The 22381-nt window shown below is 60.3% G+C and carries 18 protein-coding genes and 2 pseudogenes; 10 read left to right on the forward strand and 10 right to left on the reverse strand.

Going from position 1 to position 22381, the window contains the following annotated elements; genetic code table 11:
• Nucleotides 1-24: 24 nt before the first annotated feature.
• Nucleotides 25-870 carry a Hint domain-containing protein gene (locus EPK99_RS03485; protein ID WP_128441207.1) on the reverse strand — a complete coding sequence of 282 codons (846 nt, stop codon included), beginning with the start codon at nt 868-870 and terminating at the stop codon, nt 25-27.
• 478 nt (nt 871-1348) lie between these two features.
• Nucleotides 1349-2347 (reverse strand): LacI family DNA-binding transcriptional regulator, encoded by a 999-nt coding sequence (locus EPK99_RS03490; RefSeq protein ID WP_128441208.1) that lies wholly within the window; start codon nt 2345-2347, stop codon nt 1349-1351.
• Nucleotides 2348-2535: 188 nt separating this feature from the next.
• Between EPK99_RS03490 and EPK99_RS03495 the strand changes: the two genes are divergently transcribed.
• The 9 genes from EPK99_RS03495 to EPK99_RS03535 all read left to right on the forward strand — a co-directional run bounded on the left by EPK99_RS03495 (nt 2536) and on the right by EPK99_RS03535 (nt 12878).
• Nucleotides 2536-3564, forward strand: coding sequence for an ABC transporter substrate-binding protein (locus EPK99_RS03495; RefSeq protein ID WP_128441209.1), 1029 nt, complete (start codon nt 2536-2538; stop codon nt 3562-3564).
• A gap of 70 nt (nt 3565-3634) precedes the next feature.
• Nucleotides 3635-5863: an ABC transporter permease gene (locus EPK99_RS03500; RefSeq protein WP_128441210.1), complete on the forward strand. Its 2229-nt coding sequence runs from the start codon at nt 3635-3637 to the stop codon at nt 5861-5863.
• Nucleotides 5860-6918, forward strand: a complete 1059-nt coding sequence (locus EPK99_RS03505) for an ABC transporter ATP-binding protein (RefSeq protein WP_128441211.1) — start codon at nt 5860-5862, stop codon at nt 6916-6918. Before EPK99_RS03500 ends, EPK99_RS03505 begins: the two co-directional genes overlap by 4 nt.
• Before the next feature lie 25 nt (nt 6919-6943).
• The gene (locus EPK99_RS03510; protein ID WP_128441212.1) at nt 6944-7765 is read left to right on the forward strand and encodes an inositol monophosphatase family protein; all 822 of its coding nucleotides are present in this window, start codon (nt 6944-6946) and stop codon (nt 7763-7765) included.
• Nucleotides 7766-7866: 101 nt separating this feature from the next.
• Nucleotides 7867-9168, forward strand: coding sequence for a sn-glycerol-3-phosphate ABC transporter substrate-binding protein UgpB (gene ugpB / locus EPK99_RS03515; RefSeq protein ID WP_128441213.1), 1302 nt, complete (start codon nt 7867-7869; stop codon nt 9166-9168).
• A 64-nt stretch (nt 9169-9232) separates the two neighbouring features.
• A complete protein-coding gene (gene ugpA / locus EPK99_RS03520; protein ID WP_128441214.1) occupies nt 9233-10114 on the forward strand; it encodes a sn-glycerol-3-phosphate ABC transporter permease UgpA in 882 nt (293 codons plus the stop codon).
• A 9-nt stretch (nt 10115-10123) separates the two neighbouring features.
• Nucleotides 10124-10972: a sn-glycerol-3-phosphate ABC transporter permease UgpE gene (ugpE, locus tag EPK99_RS03525; protein ID WP_128441215.1), complete on the forward strand. Its 849-nt coding sequence runs from the start codon at nt 10124-10126 to the stop codon at nt 10970-10972.
• Nucleotides 10972-12015: a sn-glycerol-3-phosphate import ATP-binding protein UgpC gene (locus EPK99_RS03530; RefSeq protein ID WP_128441216.1), complete on the forward strand. Its 1044-nt coding sequence runs from the start codon at nt 10972-10974 to the stop codon at nt 12013-12015. Before ugpE ends, EPK99_RS03530 begins: the two co-directional genes overlap by 1 nt.
• Before the next feature lie 62 nt (nt 12016-12077).
• Nucleotides 12078-12878 carry a Na/Pi cotransporter family protein gene (locus tag EPK99_RS03535; RefSeq protein ID WP_425374165.1) on the forward strand — a complete coding sequence of 267 codons (801 nt, stop codon included), beginning with the start codon at nt 12078-12080 and terminating at the stop codon, nt 12876-12878.
• A gap of 311 nt (nt 12879-13189) precedes the next feature.
• Here the strand turns inward: EPK99_RS03535 and EPK99_RS25595 are convergent.
• From EPK99_RS25595 to EPK99_RS03575, 8 genes and pseudogenes are all read right to left on the reverse strand, one after another.
• Nucleotides 13190-13504: pseudogene (locus tag EPK99_RS25595) on the reverse strand (mandelate racemase/muconate lactonizing enzyme family protein); the annotation flags it as partial.
• A 67-nt stretch (nt 13505-13571) separates the two neighbouring features.
• A pseudogene (locus EPK99_RS03545) lies at nt 13572-13982 on the reverse strand (ABC transporter permease); the annotation flags it as partial.
• Between the two features lie 86 nt (nt 13983-14068).
• Nucleotides 14069-14953 carry a formyltetrahydrofolate deformylase gene (gene purU / locus EPK99_RS03550; protein ID WP_128441217.1) on the reverse strand — a complete coding sequence of 295 codons (885 nt, stop codon included), beginning with the start codon at nt 14951-14953 and terminating at the stop codon, nt 14069-14071.
• Nucleotides 14954-15024: 71 nt separating this feature from the next.
• Nucleotides 15025-16332, reverse strand: a complete 1308-nt coding sequence (glnT, locus tag EPK99_RS03555) for a type III glutamate--ammonia ligase (protein WP_128441218.1) — start codon at nt 16330-16332, stop codon at nt 15025-15027.
• Between the two features lie 83 nt (nt 16333-16415).
• Nucleotides 16416-17744, reverse strand: coding sequence for an FMN-binding glutamate synthase family protein (locus EPK99_RS03560; RefSeq protein ID WP_128441219.1), 1329 nt, complete (start codon nt 17742-17744; stop codon nt 16416-16418).
• Between the two features lie 15 nt (nt 17745-17759).
• Nucleotides 17760-18446: a GltB/FmdC/FwdC-like GXGXG domain-containing protein gene (locus EPK99_RS03565; protein WP_128441220.1), complete on the reverse strand. Its 687-nt coding sequence runs from the start codon at nt 18444-18446 to the stop codon at nt 17760-17762.
• 30 nt (nt 18447-18476) lie between these two features.
• Nucleotides 18477-19382, reverse strand: coding sequence for a class II glutamine amidotransferase (locus EPK99_RS03570; RefSeq protein WP_128441221.1), 906 nt, complete (start codon nt 19380-19382; stop codon nt 18477-18479).
• Between the two features lie 96 nt (nt 19383-19478).
• A complete protein-coding gene (locus EPK99_RS03575; RefSeq protein WP_128442144.1) occupies nt 19479-20054 on the reverse strand; it encodes a helix-turn-helix domain-containing protein in 576 nt (191 codons plus the stop codon).
• Nucleotides 20055-20605: 551 nt separating this feature from the next.
• Between EPK99_RS03575 and EPK99_RS03580 the strand changes: the two genes are divergently transcribed.
• Nucleotides 20606-22318 carry a trimethylamine N-oxide permease gene (locus tag EPK99_RS03580; RefSeq protein ID WP_128441222.1) on the forward strand — a complete coding sequence of 571 codons (1713 nt, stop codon included), beginning with the start codon at nt 20606-20608 and terminating at the stop codon, nt 22316-22318.
• The last annotated feature ends 63 nt before the right edge of the window (nt 22319-22381 follow it).

The following is a 22381-nucleotide window of genomic DNA, read 5'->3' on the forward strand; positions in this document are numbered from 1 at the left end:
CGTACTACATCGTCTCAGCCTGGATCAGTTGGTAAATTCCTTCGTGCGGGCCACAATCATCTCATAGATATCCTGGATCGGGTCGCGGATCTGCATGAAGCGTGAGGCGCCCATAAGGAGCAGCGCCGTCAGGTGCTCGCGGCCGCTTTCATATCCTAGAATCGGGGCAAATGGCGTCATTGGCACACGGCTGTCGGCAGCACAGAGACGTTCAAATTCGTCGAAATTCGCGAAGCTCTCGTGGTTGTTGGCCCTGTGAAGGAAAGTCTCTACGGGCGTGCCCTCCGCCACGATCGCCTCATGGCTGTCAAGCATAATGTTGAAATATTCAATCACCGTCCGATCCTCTGGAAGGTCGGGTATGATGGAAATCCCGTTGACAAGCTCCTTCACGCGGATCAGGACGCCGTTGATATAGAGCGCGTGGCGGGGCGAGAGAAAAAGATCTCGGTGCGGCGTATGCGGCGCCAACGCATTGCGCGCGATGCGTATGGGCATCACGCTGTCCTGCCAGGACGGCCCGCTCCTGCGGTAGGATTGACGGCCTATCCATTTGATAGGCATGGCCCGGCCCCGCACTGTCTCGACTAGGTCACCAGCGCACAGATCTTCTATAGGCACCTCACCCCGAGGCGTCATGATGTTGGTTCCGGCCAGGAAACAGTTGGGTTCGTTGCCATTGTTGGTGTTACCCTGTTTGATGTCGTGATCCCTCCGCACCTTCCTTCCCATCGCCTGGGCTGGCAAGGAAGAGATCATCGTCATCCCGCCTAGGGTAACCGCTACTTTGGCACCCGTGGCGCCCGCCACTCCGAGAAAGTGACGCCGCGCCCGGCTGCGCGGGGCTCGCTGCTCTTTACTTGATGCCATGGTCGCCTCCTGATTTTATAAATAATGCTCAGAATTTTCTGAATTGAGCATATCCCCATCAGTAATTATCGAAATGATCCCATTTGGACTTGAACAGCATGAAACAGGCGTAAGCCGCGGTAATTTAGGTATAGGAAAGGCTCTACTTTCGGCTGGATAAATTCGATGAAAAGTGTGATGCGGTTTGGTATGTAAGCGACAAGCTAATCATCTCAATTGTGCAGTGAGATGTCACACGTGTGAACTCACTTTGCTGCGGGCGGCGCTGATTGTGCAAGCTTACGCAGCCGTCTTGCTTGTCTCTGGCAAGCTGGGAGATACTTCCGAAACAGATCCCTCATCTGGTCAACGACTGCGGACGCGTGGCAAATTGGAGCTGTTTTCTGTTAATTTCGGCGCAGGACTGATCGCGACGATATGCCTAGTGCCGTCGCAAGGTCGCGACAGCGAGGTTCGAGTACTTACCGTTGCTGGGGTGTCATCCGCCCCGGACGGATCCGCGCCAGACAAGCTCGGCAACCAGCTTTCGCGACCGGACCTGTGAAGGCGCGTGGGCAAGCCATGTAACAGCCTCGGCTGCAATCTCATCGACCGGCTGGGCGAAGGTGGTAAGATTGTAGGATGACCATTTTGCCTGCTCGATGTCGTCGAAGCCGATCAGGCAAAGCTGGGAGGGAATGTCCAGCTTGAACTGGTGCCGGGCGGCATCCATTACGCCGCAGGCGATGAGGTCGTTGGCGCAGAAGATCGCATCCGGCCGCGATTCCCGCGTCAGTAGGCGTTGCGCGAGCACCAGGCCGCTCTCGTAGGTGGTCGCCCCGAACCTTTCGACAGCCACCTCCATGCCATGTTTCCGGCCCGCCTCGCGGAACCCCTCCTCGCGCGCCATCAGGCTGGGCGTCAGGGCCTCGGAATTGGCAAAGGCGAAACTCCGGCAGCCCGCCCGCAGCAATGCAAGAAAGGCGCGCTGGGCAGCGTCGCGATCGTTGAGGTTGATCATCAGCGCGCCGTCGCGCTCCTCGTCCCGGTTGATCAGGACAAGCCGCTGGCCGCTCTTGAGGCAGATGTCGGTGATCGACCGGGCCGGCATGCCCGACAGGATGATCGAGGCATCCGCACGGTAGCTGATCGCCAGCCGCAGCGCCTGCCCGACACTCTCGTCGGAGCGGTCCGTATTGACCAGCATGGCGATTTTGGAGGCGCTCTGGAGATGGCGGGTCAAGGCCCGGATCAGGCTTGCGCGGTAAGGCGTATCGAGTTCGGCTGCGATCAGGCACACGATGCCGCTCTCGTCGCGCATAAGCCCGCGCGCCAGGTGGTTGACGTGGTAACCCAGCGCCTCGGCCGCCTCGATCACCCGCCGACGGGTTTCCTGCGACACACTGGCGCCCTGCGTGAACGTGCGGGAAACGGCAGAACGCGACACCCCTGCCCGCTCCGCCACTTCTTTCGCGCTGACGAAAATCTTGCGGCTCATTGCCACCTCTCCTGCCCTAGTCATGGCGATCTTTGCAAAGGAGTGCAACAAGGAGATGACGGTTTTCTACATAACTAACTCATTTCATGTCCAATTACCATTGACACGCGCAGCTACCTCATGAAACGATTGCACACGCTTGCAAAGGCGTGATGATGTGGAGGCGTCATCTCAACCGGGAGGAAAATATGCGTTCCGTATTGATAGCAGCAGCTGCACTTGCGGCCGGAGTGACGACGAATGCACCGGCCACGCGCGCGGCCGGCGACCTGAACCTGATCTGCTCGGCAGACGTGGTCATCTGCGAGATGATGCAGCAGATGTTCCAGAAGGACACCGGCATCCAGGTGAACATGGTGCGCCTGTCGTCGGGCGAAACCTATGCCAAGATCCGTGCCGAAGCCCGGAATCCGAAAACCGATGTCTGGTGGGCTGGAACGGGCGATCCGCATCTCCAGGCCGCATTCGAAGGCCTGACGCAGGAATACAAGTCTCCACTTCTGGGAGAACTCAACAACTGGGCCCAGAAACAGGCGGAAAGCTCCGGCTATCGCACTGTCGGCGTTTACGCCGGTGCACTTGGCTGGGGCTACAACACGGATCTCTTCAAGCAGAAGGGATACAAGGAGCCGAAATGCTGGGCGGATCTTCTGGATAGCGCTTTCAAGGGGGAGATCCAGATGGCGAACCCGAACTCGTCCGGCACGGCCTATACGGCGCTGGCGACGCTTGTGCAGATCATGGGCGAGGACAAGGCTTTCGATTATCTGAAGTCGCTCAACGCCAACATCTCCCAGTACACCAAGTCCGGCTCCGCGCCGGTCAAGGCTGCCGCGCGCGGCGAAACCGCGATCGGCATCGTCTTCATGCATGATGCAGTGGCCCAGACGGCGGAAGGCTTTCCCGTAAAGGCCGTCGCTCCTTGCGAAGGCACGGGTTACGAGATCGGCTCCATGTCGATCATCAAGGGTGCCCGCAACCTCGATAACGCCAAGAAATGGTATGACTGGGCACTGAGTGCGCCGGTCCAGTCGCACATGAAGGATGCCAAGTCCTTCCAGCTTCCTTCCAACGCCAAGGCGGAGATCCCCAAGGAATCGCCCAAGTTCTCGGAGATCAAGCTGATCGACTACGATTTCGGCACCTACGGCGCGCCCGAGACACGCAAGAAGCTTTTGGAACGCTGGGACAAGGAAATCGGCGCCAACGCCAACTGACGCCATTGAGCCGCCTCCCGGCAACCGGCGCGGCGGCCAGACTTCCCTTGCAGCGAGGCACGTGCCGGCCATGGACGATCGCAACCGCAGACTGAACATCGTTCTTGCCCTGGCCGTGGCCGCCATGACGGTGCTGCCCTGGCACAGGATCGAGGGCGGATTCTTTTCCTTCGGCTGGCTGTCGGACCTGAACAGCGCATCGTCGGCCCCTGCTCTTCTGCAGGTCATCCTTTTTGATCGACCCTGGCTGATCACGCCTTTCCTTGCAGTCTTGGCGGCCACCATCGCGCGCACCCTTCCCGATCCGATGCGGCGCGGCCGCCTGCTTGCCTGGTCAGGCGGTCTCGGCTTGGTTTACTTGGTGATCGAAGGTCTCGCCATCGGCACAACCGGCTTTAACTGGAGCATTAGCGAAGCGCTGTTCGGAATTCTCTCCGATGGCCAGCCGCCGATGGGTGCCGGTGCAGTGCTGGCGGCGATCTCCTTTGTCCTGATCTTCTCGTTTGGTTTGGCCGAGCGCGGCGTCATGCGCGGCGATGCGTTCGTCGTGTCGACGATCGCGATCCTCGTCTTCCTGGTGACCGTCTTCGTCTTCTACCCGATCGGCAGCATGTTCGTCGGCGCTTTTCAGGATGTCGACGGGTCGTTCCAGATGGCAGGGTTCAACCGCACCATCACGGATGCCTCGATCTGGAGCCTCGACTGTGTGGTCGGGGGCGTCCGCTGCGGCGTCGCCTGGCGCACCCTGTTTCTCGCCGTCCTGACCGCTGGCGGATCGACGGCGCTGGGGCTCGCCTTCGCGTTGATCGCCACACGTACGCGCTTTCCCTTCAAGAAGGGGCTGCGGCTCTTGACGGTGCTGCCGATCATCACCCCGCCCTTCGTGATTGGTCTTGCGCTCACTCTGCTCTTCGGCCGGGCCGGCGTCGTGACCCAGGGCCTCTCGAGCGTCTTCGGCATCGAGCCGAGCCGCTGGCTCTACGGCCTGACCGGCATCTGGATCGCGCAGGTCCTGTCCTTCACGCCGATCTCCTTTCTGGTGCTGATCGGTGTCGTGGAAGGGGTCAGCCCTTCGATGGAGGAAGCGTCCCAGACGTTGCGCGCCGGTCGCTGGCGCACATTCTGGCGAGTCTCCCTGCCATTGATGAAGCCGGGCCTCGCCAACGCCTTCCTGATCGGCTTCATCGAGAGCATGGCCGATTTCGGCAATCCTCTAGTACTCGGCGGAAGCCACGGCGTTCTCTCGACAGAAATCTTCTTCGCTGTGGTCGGCTCGCAGAACGATCCGGCGCGGGCGGCCGTCCTTGCCATGGTCCTGCTCTGCTTCACGCTGTCGGCTTTCCTGGCACAACGCGTCTGGCTCTCCGGCAAGAACTTCGCAACCGTCAGCGGCAAGGGCGACAGCGGCGCCCATATCGCCCTGCCTCGCCCGCTGTCGATCGGACTGCATGCGGTCGTCATCCCCTGGATGGTCTTCACCGTCGTCGTCTACGGCATGATCCTGTTCGGTGGCTTCGTGAAGACCTGGGGCCTCGACAACAGCCTGACCCTTGACCACTATGCCAAGGCCTTCTCGATCACTGTCCAGAACGGCTCGATTGCCTGGACGGGCGTTGCCTGGAATTCCTTCTGGACGACAATGGAGATCGCGCTGATCGCCGCTCCCCTGACGGCGGCTGTTGGGCTCGCCACCGCCTATGTCATCGTGCGGCAGAAATTTGCAGGACGGAACCTGTTTGAATTCGCGCTGATGATGAGCTTCGCCATCCCCGGTACAGTGATCGGCATCAGCTACATCATGGCCTTCAACCTGCCGCCGCTGGAGATGACGGGAACCGCCCTCATTCTCGTCGCTTGCTTCGTGTTCCGCAACATGCCCGTCGGAGTGCGCGGCGGTGTCGCCGCCATGAGCCAGCTCGACAAGAGCCTGGACGAGGCATCGATGACGCTTGGCGCCAACAGCTTCCGGACCATCCGCAAAGTCATCCTGCCGCTGTTGCGGCCGGCCATCACGGCCGCACTCGTCTATTCCTTCGTGCGCGCCATCACCTCCATCAGCGCCGTCGTCTTCCTCGTCAGCGCCCGTTACAACATGGCCACGTCCTATATCGTCGGCCTGGTCGAAAACGGGGAATACGGTGTCGCCATCGCCTACTCCTCCATGCTCATCGTGGTGATGATCGCCGTGATTGCCGGCTTCCAACTGCTCGTCGGCGAGCGGCGGCTGCGCCGCGAAAACCGTGTTGCCGGTCTTGGCACCCGGTCCGTCCCCGCCCTTGCCGAGGAGAAAGTCGCATGACCCGCAAAGCAGGATCCGTTGTCTTCCAGAATGTCCGCAAGACATTCGGTGCCTTTACCGCCATACCGGATCTGTCCCTCACCGTGGAACCGGGCACGCTTGTCACTCTGCTCGGCCCGTCCGGCTGCGGCAAGACGACGACCCTTCGCATGCTGGCCGGGCTGGAACATCCGACCTCCGGCCGCATCCTGATCGGCGGCAAGGATGTGACCATGCTGCCCGCCAACGAGCGCGACGTTTCCATGGTCTTCCAGTCCTACGCTCTGTTTCCGCACATGAACTCGCTCGAGAACGTCGCCTACGGGCTGCAGTCCTCGGGAATGGGTAAGAAGGAAGCCCGTGAGCGAGCGGAGAACGGACTGGAACTGGTCGGCCTGGCCGGCATGGGCCAGCGCCTTCCCGCAGAACTTTCGGGAGGCCAGCAGCAGCGTGTCGCCGTCGCCCGCGCGCTGGTGCTCGAGCCGCAGGTCCTCCTCCTCGACGAGCCGCTGTCCAATCTCGACGCCCGCCTTCGCCGCCGGGTCCGGACCGAGATCCGCGAACTGCAACAGCGGCTGGAATTTACCGCCGTCTACGTTACCCACGATCAGGACGAGGCACTTGCTGTCTCCGACCGGATCATCGTCATGAAGGACGGGCGCATTGCCCAGGAAGGCAGCCCCCGCGACCTTTACGAGACGCCGGCATCCTCCTTCATTGCCGATTTCATCGGCGAGGCGAATGTCGTGCCGTGCGACATCGTCGCAGTATCCGATGGCAAGGCAACGATCAGCATCGAGGGCCTGCGCCATGTGGTGCCGGCCCTGAGCGCAAGGCCGGGACGAGCCAAGCTTGCGGTGCGGCCGAGCGCGATCACGCTTGAACCGGCAGACGATGCTGCCTTCCCCGGACGCATCCGCCATGCCGCCTATCTCGGCGACCATATCGAATACGAAGCCGAGACGGCGGGAGGAACGCTGTTTATTGTCGACCCGTCAGTCGATCGGCTTCTTTCCCCTGGCACGCAGGTCGGTATCGGGCTTAAAACCCGTGGCATCGCGATCATCGCCGAATAATGCCGCGGCAGAACAGGAACCAGAGATGAGCATCGACAGCCAGGATATCAGCCGCCGCCATTCGCTTGCGGAACGCGTCGTTCGCGACGCGGGACGGCTGGCGCACAACTATTTCACGCGGCGCGACAGCCTTGTCATCGAGATCAAGGGAGACCCGCAGGACGTGGTGTCGATCGCCGACCGCAACGTAGAAACGCTCATCCGCGACCAAGTCGCCGCCGCCTTTGCCGATGACGGCTTCCTGGGCGAGGAATATGGCCTCGTCAACGGGAGCTCCGGCTTCACCTGGGTGGTGGATCCGATCGATGGCACGAGCCCGTTTGTCCAGGGGATGCCGAACTGGTGCGTTTCCATTGCGGTCCTTCACGACAACAGGCCCGTGGTCGGGGTGATCTACGCGCCCTGCCACGAGGAAATCTATTCTGCCGCCAGCGGAGAAGGCGCCACGCTCAACGGCGTGCGGCTCGAACTGGGCACGGCTAAGACGATCCGCAACGCCATGACGGGGATCGGCGCCAATCATCATGTGACGCCTGCAGCCGTGGGCAAGATCGTCAGCGATCTCCTGGAAGCCGGCGGCAATTTCGTGCGGCTGGGATCGGGTGCCCTGATGCTCGCCTATGTCGCAGCGGGCAGGCTCGTCGGCTACTATGAGCCCTACATGCACGCCTGGGATTGCCTCGGCGGCTACTGCATCGTCAAGGAAGCGGGCGGCTGGCACCTTCCTTTCCCGACCGCCGGCGAAGGGCTGACCCGCGGCGCGCCGGTGCTTGCCGCCGGTCCCGGGGCAATTGAAGATCTGCAACGCATCGCCGGCATCGATTCGGGAGACAGCGCAGCCGCATAGACAAGCATCTGGTCCCCACCCTTTCTGGGAGGACGGTCGGGGCATCAGTCCGGGATCTGAGTGTCCCGGTCTATTCTCATTTGAACGGGAGGAAACCATCTATGAAGACCATACTCGCATCGACCATCGCCACCACAGCCCTGCTCATGGCATCGAGCGCCATGGCAGCGACGGAAATTCAGTGGTGGCATGCCATGACCGGCGCCAATAACGAGGTCGTCGACCAGCTCGCCAAGGAATTCAACGAAAGCCAGAAGGACTACAAGATCGTCCCGGTCTTCAAGGGCACCTATCCGGAAACCCTGAATGCCGGCATCGCCGCATTTCGAGCGAAGCAGCCGCCGGCGATCATCCAGGTGTTCGACGCCGGCAGTGGTGTGATGATGGGTGCCCAGGGCGCCATCGTGCCGGTTGCCGATGTCCTCACCAAGGGCGGCTTCAAGTTCGACAAGGCAGCCTATCTGCCTGGCATTGTTGCCTATTATTCAAAGCCGGACGGCACGATGCTGTCCTTCCCCTACAATTCTTCCTCGCCGATCCTCTACTACAACAGGGATATCTTCCAGAAGGCGGGGCTGGACGCCGCCAACCCGCCGAAGACCTGGCCGGACGTGTTCGAAGCCGCTAAAAAGATCAAGACGAGCGGAGCCGCCTCCTGCGGCTTTACCTCGACGTGGCTGACCTGGATCCAGACCGAAAACCTCGCCGCCTGGAACAACGTGTCCTACGGCAGCAACGAGAACGGCCTTGGTGGCGTCGATGTGAAGCTCGCCTTCAACTCCGACTTCTTCGTCAAGCACTTCCAGTCGATCGCCGATCTCGCCAAGGATGGCACCTTCCGCTACGGCGGCCGCACCTCGGAAGCCAAGCAGCTGTTCACCTCCGGCGAATGCGGGATCCTGACGGAATCCTCCGGCGGCCTTGGGGATATCGTCAAGAGCGGAATGAACTACGGCATCGGCCAGCTTCCTTATTACGAGGGCTATGGCAGGCCGCAGAACACCATTCCGGGCGGCGCAAGCCTGTGGGTCTTCGCCGGCAAGAGCGATGCCGAATACAAGGGCACAGCGGCGTTCTTCAACTTCCTGTCTCAGACCAAGATCCAGGCGCGCCTGCATCAGGTCTCCGGCTACCTGCCCGTCACCATGGCAGCCTACGACGAGACGAAGACGTCGGACTTCTATCAGAAGAACCCGGGTCGCGAGACGCCGATCCAGCAGATGCTCGGCAAGGCGCCGACGGCCAACTCCAAGGGCGTGCGACTCGTCAACCTGCCCCAGGTGCGCGACATCATGAACGAGGAGTTCGAGTCGATGCTGGCCGGCAAGCAGGATGCCAAGACGGCCCTGAACAAGGCGGTCGAGCGCGGCAATGCTGCGATCCAGCAGGCTATCGGCAAGTAACCACCTTGGACCGCCCCCCTGACACCGGGGGCGGTCTCACCCCCGATCGAAACGGAGCCCGCCCGTGCAAAGCGTCGTCTTTCCGAACAAGATCCTCCCGTATTTCCTGGTTGTGCCGCAGATCGTCCTGACGGTCGTGTTCTTCTTCTGGCCGGCAGGCCAGGCCCTCTATCAGTCCGCCATGCGCGAAGATCCGTTCGGGCTCCAGAGCGGCTTCGTCGGGCTTGCCAATTTCCGCCAGATCCTTGCCGATCCCAACTATCTACACGCGGTGCAGGTCACTGTGGTGTTCAGCGTCGCGACTGCGGTGCTGTCGATGGCCGTGGCGCTGATCCTTGCCAACGCCGCCGATCTTGTCGTGCGCGGCAAGGGACTCTACCGGACCATGCTGATCATCCCCTATGCCGTGGCGCCAGCCGTCGCTGGCATGCTCTGGCTCTTCATGTTCAACCCGTCGATGGGCACGCTGGCCTACCTGCTGCGCCGCAACGGCATTGCCTGGGACCCGCTGCTGAACGGCGACCAGGCCATGGTGCTGGTCGTCGTCGCGGCTGCCTGGAAGCAGATCAGCTACAATTTCCTGTTTTTCGTAGCCGGCCTGCAGGCCATTCCGAAATCGCTGCTGGAAGCGGCCGCGATCGACGGCGCCCGCGGCAGCCGCCGTTTCTGGACCATCGTCTTTCCGCTGCTGGCGCCGACGACCTTCTTCCTGCTCGTCGTCAACACGGTCTACGCCTTCTTCGATACCTTCGGCATCATCCATTCGGTGACCGGCGGCGGCCCTGCCAAGGCAACCGAAACCCTCGTCTACAAGGTTTACAACGACGGCTTCGTGAACCTTAATCTCGGCTCCTCGGCTGCCCAGTCGGTGGTGCTGATGGTGATCGTCATCGGGCTTACCGCTTTCCAGTTCCGCTTTGTCGAGCGGCGCGTCCATTACGGCTGAGGACATTCGATGATTGAAAATCGCCCACGGGCCACCCTCATGGCGCATCTGATGCTGATCCTTGGCATCGTCATCGTCGCCTTCCCGATCTACTATACGTTCATCGCCTCGACCGCGACCTCGTCAGCCATCCTGCGCCCGCCGCTCTCGCTTCTTCCGGGCGGGCATATGCTCGAAAACTACGGCGATGCCATTTCCGGCGGCGTCGAACGGGTGGTCGGCGTCAGCTTGGAACGGTTGCTGTTCAACAGCATCGTCGTCGCCCTCGCCATCGCGGTCGGCAAGATCTTCATTTCCTTCCTCTCGGCCTTTGCGATCGTCTTCTTCCGCTTTCCGTTTCGCATGGCCTTCTTCTGGATGATCTTCGTCACTCTCATGCTGCCGGTCGAGGTGCGCATCCTGCCGACCTACAAGGTGATCGTGGATCTCGGCCTCATCGATACCTATGCTGGTCTGACCCTGCCTTTGATGGCGTCGGCAACGGCGACCTTCCTGTTCCGGCAGTTCTTCCTCACCATCCCCGGAGAGCTGGTCGAGGCTGCCCGCATCGACAATGCCGGGCCCTTCCGCTTCATGCGGGACATCCTGCTGCCGCTGTCGATGACGAATATCGCGGCCCTCTTCGTGATCCTGTTCATCTACGGCTGGACTCAATATCTCTGGCCGCTGCTGGTAACCAATGATGCGAAGATGAACACCATCATCATCGGCCTGCGACGCATGGTCGACTTCGCCGATGCCTCGACGCCGTGGAACTACGTCATGGTCACGGCGATCCTCGCAATCATCCCTCCTATCATCGTCATCGTGCTCATGCAGCGCTGGTTCGTCAAAGGTTTGGTGGAGACTGAAAAGTAATGGCAAATATTGGCCTCAAGGACGTTCGCAAGATTTATTCGGGTGGTGTCGAAGCAATCAAGGGCGTTTCGCTCGACATCAAGGATGGGGAGATGATCGTGCTGGTCGGGCCGTCGGGCTGCGGAAAATCCACGCTGCTGCGCATGGTGGCGGGACTTGAAAGCATCAGCTCCGGCGAGGTGACGATCGCCGACAAGCGCGTCAACGAGCTCGAGCCGGCCGAACGCGACATCGCCATGGTGTTCCAGAACTACGCGCTCTATCCGCATATGAGCGTCCGGCAGAACCTCGCCTACGGCCTGAAGAACCGCAACACCCCGAAGGACGAGATCGACAGTCGCATCCTGGAAGCAGCCAGGGCGCTGGAGATCGAACCCTTCCTGGACCGTAAGCCGCGCCAGCTCTCCGGCGGCCAGCGCCAGCGCGTCGCCATGGGACGCGCCATCGTCCGCAAGCCCTCCGTCTTCCTGTTCGACGAGCCTCTTTCCAATCTCGATGCGAAGCTGCGCGTCCAGATGCGCGTCGAGATTCGCCGGCTGCAGCGGGCGCTCGCAACCACCTCGATCTACGTCACCCACGACCAGATGGAAGCGATGACGCTCGCCGATCGCCTGGTGGTGCTGAATAGCGGCCGCATCGAACAGGTCGGCACGCCGATCGAACTCTATGAGAAACCTGCGACCACATTTGTCGCGACGTTCATCGGCTCGCCTTCGATGAACCTCATGGCTCTTGCGAAGGGCGCCGACTGGACCATCGCGCCCGGGTTGAACATACCGGCGCAGACCGCCACGCTTGGGATCCGCCCAGAGGACCTCGTCGTCGCCGACGGTTCGGAGCAGCTGTCTTTGCGGCTTTCAATCGAGGTTGCCGCGGTGGAACTGGTAGGCGCCGAGAGCTATATTCATGGCTTGACCGCGTCCGGAAGCAGCGTCGTCTTCCGCACGGCTGGCCGCTCCGCCGTTGAACTTGGACAGAGAACGACGTTGACGGCGGATCCGCGCCACTTTCACTTTTTTAAGGATGATGGGACGCGGCTGTGACCTGACCGCGAGGCCGAACGGATTGGATCTCACGAAGGGGAGGCTTGTGCTCGTGTACGCCTATGCCTGTGATCACTGCCCTCATTGCCTTGTCTGGCCATATAGCGCTTCTGCTATGGTGCACGCGGATGGTGCAGACGGGCATCCAGCGCGCCTTCGGCCCCAGCCTGCGCTCGTTTCTCGGCCGCACGCTCAGCAACCGCTTCAAGGCCTTTCTGGCCGGCCTGGGAGTGACCGCCATTCTCCAGAGCAGCACGGCGACCGGTCTGATGGCCTCGGGTTTCGCGGCCGGCGGGCTGGTCGATCTCGTTCCGGCGCTTGCAGTCATGCTTGGTGCCAATGTCGGCACGACGCTGATCGTGCAGGTGCTCTCGTTCGACGTCGCGGCTGTCTCGCCGGCGCTCATCCTGATCGGCGTTCTGATGTTCCGCCGCGCGCAGAACCCGCAGATCCACGACCTCGGCCGCGTTTTCATCGGCATCGGCTTCATGCTTCTCGCCCTGCATCAGCTTCTCGGCGTGCTCACGGAATATTCGGACACAGCAGCGTTCCAGGCGATCCTCGGCGCCATATCGCAGATGCCGGTGCTGAGCCTGCTGCTTGCGGCGGCCCTGACCTGGGCCGCCCATTCGAGCGTCGCCGTGGTGCTGCTGGTCATGTCGCTGGCCAGCAAGGGGCTGCTCGATCCCTATCAGGCCTTCGCGCTGACGCTTGGGGCAAACCTCGGTACGGCCATCAACCCCGTCGTCGAGGGGCAGACTGGCAACGACCTTTCCGCCAAACGGCTTCCCGTCGGCAATCTGGTCACCCGCATTCTCGGCATTACCGCGGTCTTCGCACTTCTTGAGCCGATCACGGCCTGAATGACGATCGCATCGCGGATCTTTCGAAACGGCTCCAGACCCTTTTCCAGATCGTTCCGGTGGATGAAGTTGCCGCCGCTCGCCACCGCAAATGGATCGAGCGGCCAGATCTTCATCGCCGTGATACCTTCCGACAGGAGGCTCTCGGCAAGAGCGCCGGCATCGTTGGTGAAGGCGACCTGATCGTCGTAAGGCCCCTGCGGCTTGTCTGCACCGTCGATATAGCGCCGCGAACCGCGGCTGTTGTAGGAATAGCCGGCGCAGGTATTGTAGGTTCGGATCGACGGGCGCGAGAGCCCGCCCAGCAACTGGTGGACCGGCTGGTTCGTCACTTTCCCGAATATGTCCCACAGCGCGATGTCGACGGCCGACGCCGCGCGGATTTCCACGCCCGAGGACCGAAATCCGACATAGGTTTCGGTCAGCAGTTTAGAGATGCGGTCGATATGCAGCGGGTTCTGGCCGATCAGCGCCGGCGCCACTTCGGAGTGGAGATAGGCGGCGACGGCATTGGTTCCCCGGAAGGTTTCCCCAAGCCCGATAATGCCTTCATCCGTATGGACCTGCAGCCAGAGGATGTTGTTGAGGCTGGGAAGCTGGATCGTTTCGAGCGCAGTGATTTTCATCGGATCTTCCGGATAAGCGCGGGATGGGCCGGCGCGTTGATCGCCGGCTAGGACGGAGGGTACGGGATCAGTGGGCGTTTGACGACTGGTTGCCGCGGGCAACGATCTGCGTCAGATTGACGAACCGCAGAGCGACCAGCAGCCAGACAAGAGTCGACGCCATGTAGATGACGGCCATCGCATCGATCGACTGCACCGCCCGCACCCCTAAGGCAAAGACTGCGTAATAGAGCGAGACGACGAGCGTCTGGCTGGTCGGGCCGGCCGTCAGGAAGGTCAGTTCGAACATCGCAACCGTGCGCACCAGCACGAGCAGCAGCGATGCGAGAATGCCGGGGATCAGCATGGGCATCAGCACATGGATGAAGAGCTTGAACGTGCCCGCGCCAAACACCCGCGCGGCCGCCTCCACCTTCGGGTCGATCTGCTCGATGAAGGGGATCATGACCAGGATGACGAATGGCACCGTCGGCAAAAGGCGACATCATATTATGGCGTACCAAGTACATATCTTTGGGGGGCCTATTTTGCAACTCCCTCACGCGCTTGTACAGAAAAGCCGCGCTACCCCATGCGCTCCGAAGCGTAGGAGCCGGGGCTGGGTGGGAAGACGATAGTGCGGTTGCCGTTGATGAAAGTGCGCCGGTGAATATGCGCATGGATTGCACGCGCCAGCACCTGCGCCTCCACATCCCGGCCAAGCGACACATAATCATCCGGACTTTGGGCGTGGGTGACGCGCACCGTATCCTGCTCGATGATCGGGCCTTCATCCAGATCGGCGGTCACGTAATGCGCCGTCGCCCCAATTAGCTTCACGCCACGCTGGTAAGCCTGCTTGTAAGGGTTTGCGCCCTTGAAGCTGGGCAAAAATGAGTGGTGGATGTTGATGATCTTGCCCGACATTTCGGTGCACATACGGTCTGAAAGGATTTGCATGTAACGGGCCAGCACAATCAATTCGGTGCCCGTGCTCTCCACCAAATCCATGATCTTGGCTTCGGCCTGCGGTTTGTTCTCTTTCGTCACTGGAATATGGTGGAAGGGAATATCGTGATTGACCACTACTTTCTGGTAGTCAAAGTGGTTGGATACGACCCCGACAATATCAATTGGCAACGCGCCGATCTTCCAGCGATATAGCAGATCGTTAAGGCAATGGCCGAAACGCGAGACCATCAACAACACCTTCATACGCTGGGTTGCGTCGTGGATTTCAGCTTCCATCTGAAACTCATGCGAAATCGGCTTCAGGCCTTCTCCAAGCTGCTCAAGCGTTGCGCCGGTCTGCGAGACAAAACTGATGCGCATAAAAAAGCGATTGGTATCCAGATCGTCGAACTGCGAGCTGTCGAGAATGTTGCAGCCGAGTTTAGCCAGATAACCGGACAGTGCTGCAACGATGCCGCGTGTCGATGTGCAGGTAACTGTCAGAATGAATTTCGTCATCAGGCGATCTCTCTTGGAACGGCGATAAAAAGCCCCGCCCAATAGCGGGGGGCTAACCTGTACGGCGGGGCCTAGACGTCGAGTGTCGTCTCATGTTCCCAGATTGTGAACTGCGAACAGTAGGTGTTCCATTCGCCCTGTTTGAGTTTCAGATAAGCGCTTGAGAACTCCGTTCCCATGGCCTGCTGCAACTCGGTGTCCTTCTCGTATTCGCGCAACGCATCCAGCAGGTTCAAAGGCAGCTTCGGTGCGTCGGTTATCGTATGACCTTCACGGTACATATCGATATTGTGGTGCGGACCAGGATCTGCATTGGTTCGAATGCCGGACAGGCCAGCCGCGACAATGATGGCCTGCAACAGATACGGATTGACCGCGCCATCCGGCAGGCGAAGCTCGAAACGGCCGGGGCCAGGTACGCGCACCATGTGGGTCCGGTTGTTGCCGGTCCATGTCACCGTATTCGGTGCCCATGTCGCACCGGAAATCGTGCGCGGTGCGTTGATGCGCTTGTAGGAGTTGACCGTGGGGTTGGTTACGGCGGCAAGTGCCGAGGCGTGTTTCATGATGCCACCGAGGAATGTGCGACCTTGCGCCGACAGGCCGAAATCCATCGCCTTGTCAGCGAAGGCGTTGACCTTGCCGTCCGTATCCCACACCGAAATATGGGCATGGCAACCGTTGCCGGTCAGGCCTTTGAACGGCTTAGGCATGAAGGTAGCGCGCAGGCCGTGCTCTTCAGCGACCGACTTGACCATGAATTTGAAGAAGGAATGCTTGTCGGCGGTTTGAAGCGCGTCGTCATATTCCCAGTTCATCTCGAACTGGCCGTTCGCGTCCTCATGGTCGTTCTGGTAGGGCTTCCAGCCCAGTTCCAGCATGTAGTCGCAAATCTCAGCGATAACATCATAGCGGCGCATCACCGCCTGCTGGTCATAGCAGGGCTTTTCCGCGGTATCGAACTCATCGGAAATCTTCGAGCCATCTTGCGAGATAAGGAAGAATTCCGGCTCGACACCGGTTTTTACCCGCAATCCTTTTTCAGCGGCTTCTGCAATCAGCTTTTTCAGCAGAACGCGGGGCGCCTGTTCGACTGGCTTGTCTTCCATCACGCAATCGGCAGCGACCCACGCGACATCTTTCTTCCACGGAAGCTGAATAACGGATGATGGGTCCGGCACGGCAAAGAGGTCAGGATGTGCGGGCGTCAGATCCAGCCATGTGGCAAAGCCTGCAAAACCTGCGCCGTTCTTCTGCATATCGGCAATAGCTTGTGCTGGAACGAGCTTGGCCCGTTGCCCGCCGAAGAGATCGGTAAAACTAATCATGAAATATTTGACGCCGTTTTCCGCGGCGTATTGCGAGAGATCCAGTGTCACTTCGTTCCCCTTTTTTGGATATCAGACACTCATCGTCAACAAGCCGCATCCTCCCAAACGCGGCTCGCATTGCTGTGCGCGGCTTAAAAGCCGCCCTTGCCGGGGTACCAGCTGGTGCCGGCCAGCGGAATTTGCGCCATTGCGGCGGCTTCCATGGTCAGCGCGCAGAGGTCTTCCGGCTCCAGATTGTGCAGGTGGTTCTTGCCGCACGCGCGCGCGATGGTTTGCGCTTCCAGCGTCATGACCTTGAGATAGTTGGCAAGGCGCCGACCGGCGGCAACAGGGTCGAGGCGCGCGGCAAGTTCAGGGTCCTGCGTCGTGATGCCGGCCGGGTCGCGGCCTTCGTGCCAGTCATCATAGGCGCCGGCCGTGGTGCCCAGCTTCTGGTATTCCTCTTCCCACTTCGGGTCATTATCGCCTAGCGCCACCAGCGCAGCGGTACCGATGGCAACCGCATCGGCACCCAGCGCCAAGGCCTTTGCCACATCGGCACCGGAGCGGATGCCGCCGGAGACGATCAGCTGGACCTTGCGATGCATGCCCAGATCCTGAAGGGCCTGAACGGCAGGGCGAATGCAGGCAAGCGTCGGCATGCCGACATTTTCGATGAATACATCCTGCGTCGCAGCCGTGCCGCCCTGCATGCCGTCCAGCACGACCACATCCGCACCGGCTTTCACGGCAAGTGCTGTGTCATAATAGGGACGCGCGCCACCGACCTTGATGTAAATGGGCTTTTCCCAATCGGTGATTTCACGCAGTTCGAGGATCTTGATTTCCAGATCGTCGGGGCCGGTCCAGTCCGGGTGACGGCAGGCCGAGCGCTGGTCGATGCCCTTTGGCAGGTTGCGCATATTGGCCACGCGGTCGGAAATCTTCTGGCCGAGCAGCATGCCGCCGCCGCCGGGCTTGGCGCCTTGACCGACCACAATCTCGATGGCATCGGCGCGGCGCAAATCCTTGGGATTCATGCCGTAACGCGAAGGCAAATACTGATAGACCAGCGTCTGACTATGGCCGCGCTCCTCATCCGTCATGCCGCCATCCCCCGTTGTGGTCGATGTGCCGGCCAGCGTCGCACCGCGACCCAGGGCTTCTTTGGCATTGCCCGACAGCGCGCCGAACGACATACCGGCGATAGTGATCGGCGTTTTCAGATGGATCGGTTTCCTGGCAAAACGGGTGCCGAGCACCACGGATGTATCGCATTTCTCGCGGTAGCCCTCGAGCGGGTAACGCGAGATTGACGCACCGAGAAACAGCAGGTCATCGAAATGCGGAACCTTGCGCTTGGTGCCCGCGCCACGAATATCGTACATACCGGTGGCGGCCGCACGGCGGATTTCGGCCAGCGTCGCATCGTCGAATGTCGCGGATTTGCGCGGCGGAGTATGGGGATTGTGATAGCTCATGGAGTGTCCCTCGCCTTAATACGCGTCGGCGTTATCGATGTTGAAGTTGTAGAGCGTGCGGGCCGAGCCGTAGCGCTTGAACTCTTCCGGCTTTACGTCGGTGACGCCGGCCTTCTCCAGAAGTTCGGCCAGCTTTGCGAGATGCTTGGGCTTCATCTGTTTTTCGATGCAGTCGGAGCCGAGGCTCTTGACGGTGCCGCGCACGAAGAGCTTTGCCTCATACAGGCTGTCGCCCAGCGCCTCGCCCGCATCCCCCAACACGACAAGGTGGCCGGACTGGCCCATGAAGGCCGACATGTGGCCGATATTGCCGTGAACGACGATATCGATTCCCTTCATCGAAATGGCGCAACGCGATGCTGCATTGCCCTTGATGACCAGCAGGCCGCCGCGCCCCGTGGCGCCGGCATATTGGCTGGCATCGCCTTCGATGATGACGGTGCCCGACATCATGTTTTCGGCGACACCGGGACCGGCGGAACCGTGAACGGTCACGGTGCCGCCATCATTCATTCCGGCGCAATAATAACCGACTGAACCGCGCACTTCGACGGTAATGGGTGTATCGATACCGACGGCGACCGAGTGACTGCCGCGCGGGTTGATAACCTCGAATTCCGTGTCGTTGGCACCTTGGGAGAGCGCATGCAGAGCGCTGTTCAGAGCACGCAAGGGGGTAGTAGAGAGATCGAAAACGGGCATGAGTTTGAACTTTCTCGAAAGGGGCCTGACTTACGCGGCCCTGTCGTGATCCCAGAAATAGACGGTGGCCGGTTCCGGCTCCCAGACGCGCGCCGTCTCGATGCCCGGCAGGTTGACCAGAGCGCGGTATTCCGAACCGAAGGCGACATACTGATCCGTCTCGGCCATGACAGCGGGCTTGCAGGCGATTGGATCGCGCACCACGCCAAAGCCGGACTTGGTGCCGACGACGAAGGTGAAGAAGCCGTCGAGATCGTCGAGTGCGCCGGTCAGCGCCTCGCCCAGATCCTTGCCCTTGGCCATCTTGGCCGTGAGATAGGCGGCAGCCACCTCGCTGTCGTTCTGCGTTTCGAACGTCATGCCTTCGCGCACCAGTTCCCGGCGCAGGTTGTTGTGATTGGAGAGCGAGCCATTGTGCACCAGGCACTGGTCGGCACCGGTCGAAAACGGATGCGCGCCAAGCGTGGTGACGGCTGATTCTGTCGCCATGCGGGTATGGCCGATGCCATGCGTGCCGCCCATGGAACGCACGTCGAAACGGGCCACCACATCCTTCGGCAGACCGGTTTCCTTGTAAATCTCGACGCTGTCTCCGGAGCCCATGATGCGGATATCGGGGCGAATGCCGGACAATACCCCGCGGATGGAGGAAAGCGCGTCGGCGTCGATTTCGACCACGGCGTGCGTGCTTTTGACGAGGACGGCTGAATCGATGCCAGCCGCGGCAAGATCATCGTCCAGACCGGCGAAATCGACATCTGGCCGCGCCGACTGCAATGTAACCTTGGCCTTGCCGGTTGCCGGTACGCCATAAATCGCAATACCTGCCGAGTCCGGCCCGCGATCCGTCATGGTGATCAGCATATCCGACAGCAATTGCCCCAGCTGCGGCTCGAGGCTTTTGTCTTTCAGGAACAGTCCAACAATACCGCACATGGCGAGCATCTCCATTCTGTGATGGAAAATTGCTAGCATGCGCTCGCAGGAATATCAATCCAAAAGAAACTTTTTTTCTTTTAAGGCAATTTATTCTCAGTCGGATCCATTCCGCTTTGTCGGATAGGAAATGATGGAAAGATACCGCGCGGGCAGTTCCGTCAGGATGCTCGGGCCGTGTGGTGCGTCCGCGTCAAAAAACAGACTGTCGCCCGCCTGCATGTCGAAGGTGCGGTCGCCATGCCGATAGGTGACCTGCCCCTCCAGCATGTAGAGAAACTCCATTCCCTCGTGCTGGAAGGTCGGGAAGACATCCGATTCCGTGTTCAGCGTGATCAGGTAGGGCTCCACCGTCACACCGCTCGTATTGTTGTCGATGTGTCCGAGAAGACTGTACTGGTGACCCGCGCGTGTGCCGCGTCGCTCAAGATTGACCCCCTCGCCGGCTTTGACGAAAATAGCGTTGCGTGGCTCTTCGAAGCTGCGAAAAAAAGCCGTTACCGGCACGCCCAGCGCCTTTGACAGCGACTGGAGGCTCGTGAGCGAGGCCGAGATATTCCCGTTCTCGATTTTTGACAACATGCCCACCGACAGCCCTGTCGCAATTGCTAGGTCCGATACGGTTATCCCGAGGCGCTTGCGATAAGCGCGTACCTCGTGCCCGATCGCCATTTCAAGGTTGTTTTCTTTCGGCTCGCGGACCGCATGCGGATCTTGAGCGAGAACTACAGGCTTGGCCGGTTGCGACACGTTTTCTCCCGTCTTATTGGGCAAAGGTTGCTTGCCCGCCCACGTTCTGACGCGCAGCGCAACGGCATTGCAAAATCCCGGTGGGGACGATGCAAGTATGAAGGTAGGCACCCTCTTCGACAATCCCTATTCGGGCGGCGGCGCATGACAAAAGCGCCATTTAGCTGCCATACAATAGCTTATTGCCCATAATATCGGCAGCAAAGAGAATTTTTAAGAAAATTTGTTTCCCTCAAAGAAGATCCTTTGACAATCGGGGTCACTGGCAGCATGATCGTGTTAAGAAACAGCGACCTTCCGAAAATAAAGTGCTCAGCAGCAAGAAGGAAAGCTCTTGCAGCACATGAACGACATTTTTCAGCTCCTAACTGCATTTCTATGCTGCATTGGAGCCTCTTTCGAAGAAAGCCGGGCAATTCCGGCAATATGGCAAGAACTAATTTTAAATAAACAGAACGTGGCGGGGAACAGCTATGTCAACGACAATCATAAACTCCGATGCTTCGGAGCCGGGAAAACTGCATCGCAGCATCAATTGGACAGGAGCGTTCTGGGTCGCCAGCGGCGTCCCGGCGCTCGTCCTGTTTTCCATCGGAGGCATAGCCGGGACGGTGGGTACGCTCGCCTTCGCTGTTTGGATCGTCTCCATGATCATGGGTTTCATCCAGTCCTTCACCTATGCCGAGATCGCTGGCCTCTTCCCGAACAAGTCGGGCGGGGCCTCGATCTACGGCGCGTCGGCCTGGGTGCGCTACGCCAAGCCGATTGCCCCGCTTTCGGTCTGGTGCAACTGGTTTGCCTGGTCGCCCGTGCTGTCGCTTGGCTGCTCGATTGCCGCTGCCTACATCCTCAATGCACTCGCACCGGTTCCGGCCATCGATAGCGCAGCCGTCATCGACTGGATTGCCGCAAATGGCGCGACCCTGACGGTGCCGGATGCGGATAAGGCGGCAGCCGCTGTTTCGGCCCTAACGCCGTATATCCGTACATGGACGCTGTTTCAAACGACGCTCGGCCCGGTTTCCCTCTCCCTGAATGCGGCTTTCTTCATCGGAGCGCTCCTGATGTTGTTGACCTTCGCGGTGCAGCATCGGGGTATTCTCGGCACGGCCAAGGTTCAGAAATACATCGGCCTCGTCGTCATCATTCCCATGGTCATCGTCGGCGTCGTCCCGCTATTCACCGGCGGCGTCAACTGGTCCAATTTTTCCCCGCTCGTGCCCCTTGCCACAGCCTACGCGCCAGAGCCGGGGGCGTGGAACATCGCCGGATGGACGCTCGTTCTCGGCGGTATGTTCATCGCCGCATGGTCGACCTACGGCTTTGAAACGGCGGTCTGCTACACCAGCGAATTCCGCGACCCCGGAAAGGACACATTCAAGGCGATCTTCTTCTCAGGCTTGCTTTGCCTTGCGCTTTTCAGTCTCGTTCCGTTCACCTTTCAGGGCGTCCTGGGACTGAACGGCATGCTTGCAACGCCCATCGTCGATGGCTCCGGGGTTGCTGCGGCCATGGCGCACATGGTCGGTGGCGGCACGCTGATTGAAAGCCTGCTGGTCATGCTGATGATCCTCGCCCTCATGCTCTGCCTTATGACGGCGATGGCCGGCTCCTCGCGCACGCTCTACCAAGGCTCGGTCGATGGCTGGCTTCCAAAATATCTGTCTCACGTCAACGAACACGGTGCGCCCACGCGGGCCATGTGGACCGACCTCATCGTCAATCTCGTCGTGCTGGCCATTGCCTGCGCCGATGCCACCAGTTTCTTCTTCATCCTGGCGGTCTCCAATTGCGGCTACATCATCTTCAACTTCCTCAACCTCAATGCTGGCTGGCTGCACCGGATCGACTCAGGCCATATCGCGCGTCCCTACAAGGCACCGACCTTTCTTCTGGCGCTCGGTGGCATCTTCGCCTTCGTCAATGCCGTCTTCATGGGCGCCGGCGCCAAGGTCTGGAACCCGATGGCGCTCTGGGCGGGTGTCATCACCGCAGCGCTGATCATTCCCGTCTTCTTCTACAGGCACTACATTCAGGATCGTGGACAGTTCCCGGCGCAGATGCTGGAAGACCTCGGCGTAAGGCCCGGCGAGGCCATCAGCCGAAAGGCAGGCATCCTTCCGTACCTCACGCTCGTTGCCGGCGTAGCCGTCGTATTCCTGTCCAACTGGTTCTTCAAAACCTGACACCAGGCAACACCGAGGACGGCGTCACCATCGCCGTCCTCTACCGGATATCCTGACATTCTT

Origin of the sequence: Neorhizobium lilium (genome assembly GCF_004053875.1) — a bacterium.
Classification (GTDB): Bacteria; Pseudomonadota; Alphaproteobacteria; order Rhizobiales; family Rhizobiaceae; genus Neorhizobium; species Neorhizobium lilii.

Bases quoted from the DNA above. Each gene is read 5' to 3' on its own strand.
- ugpB (WP_128441213.1), top strand. From the start codon at position 7,867: ATGAAGACCATACTCGCATCGACCATCGCCACCACAGCCCTGCTCATG.
- EPK99_RS03490 (WP_128441208.1), bottom strand. From the start codon at position 2,347: ATGAGCCGCAAGATTTTCGTCAGCGCGAAAGAAGTGGCGGAGCGGGCA.
- EPK99_RS03500 (WP_128441210.1), top strand. From the start codon at position 3,635: ATGGACGATCGCAACCGCAGACTGAACATCGTTCTTGCCCTGGCCGTG.
- ugpE (WP_128441215.1), top strand. From the start codon at position 10,124: ATGATTGAAAATCGCCCACGGGCCACCCTCATGGCGCATCTGATGCTG.
- EPK99_RS03570 (WP_128441221.1), bottom strand. From the start codon at position 19,382: ATGTGCGGTATTGTTGGACTGTTCCTGAAAGACAAAAGCCTCGAGCCG.
- EPK99_RS03535 (WP_425374165.1), top strand. From the start codon at position 12,078: ATGCCTGTGATCACTGCCCTCATTGCCTTGTCTGGCCATATAGCGCTT.
- EPK99_RS03575 (WP_128442144.1), bottom strand. From the start codon at position 20,054: ATGGCGATCGGGCACGAGGTACGCGCTTATCGCAAGCGCCTCGGGATA.
- EPK99_RS03530 (WP_128441216.1), top strand. From the start codon at position 10,972: ATGGCAAATATTGGCCTCAAGGACGTTCGCAAGATTTATTCGGGTGGT.
- EPK99_RS03510 (WP_128441212.1), top strand. From the start codon at position 6,944: ATGAGCATCGACAGCCAGGATATCAGCCGCCGCCATTCGCTTGCGGAA.
- purU (WP_128441217.1), bottom strand. From the start codon at position 14,953: ATGACGAAATTCATTCTGACAGTTACCTGCACATCGACACGCGGCATC.
- EPK99_RS03560 (WP_128441219.1), bottom strand. From the start codon at position 17,744: ATGAGCTATCACAATCCCCATACTCCGCCGCGCAAATCCGCGACATTC.
- EPK99_RS03505 (WP_128441211.1), top strand. From the start codon at position 5,860: ATGACCCGCAAAGCAGGATCCGTTGTCTTCCAGAATGTCCGCAAGACA.
- EPK99_RS03565 (WP_128441220.1), bottom strand. From the start codon at position 18,446: ATGCCCGTTTTCGATCTCTCTACTACCCCCTTGCGTGCTCTGAACAGC.
- EPK99_RS03580 (WP_128441222.1), top strand. From the start codon at position 20,606: ATGTCAACGACAATCATAAACTCCGATGCTTCGGAGCCGGGAAAACTG.
- EPK99_RS03495 (WP_128441209.1), top strand. From the start codon at position 2,536: ATGCGTTCCGTATTGATAGCAGCAGCTGCACTTGCGGCCGGAGTGACG.
- EPK99_RS03485 (WP_128441207.1), bottom strand. From the start codon at position 870: ATGGCATCAAGTAAAGAGCAGCGAGCCCCGCGCAGCCGGGCGCGGCGT.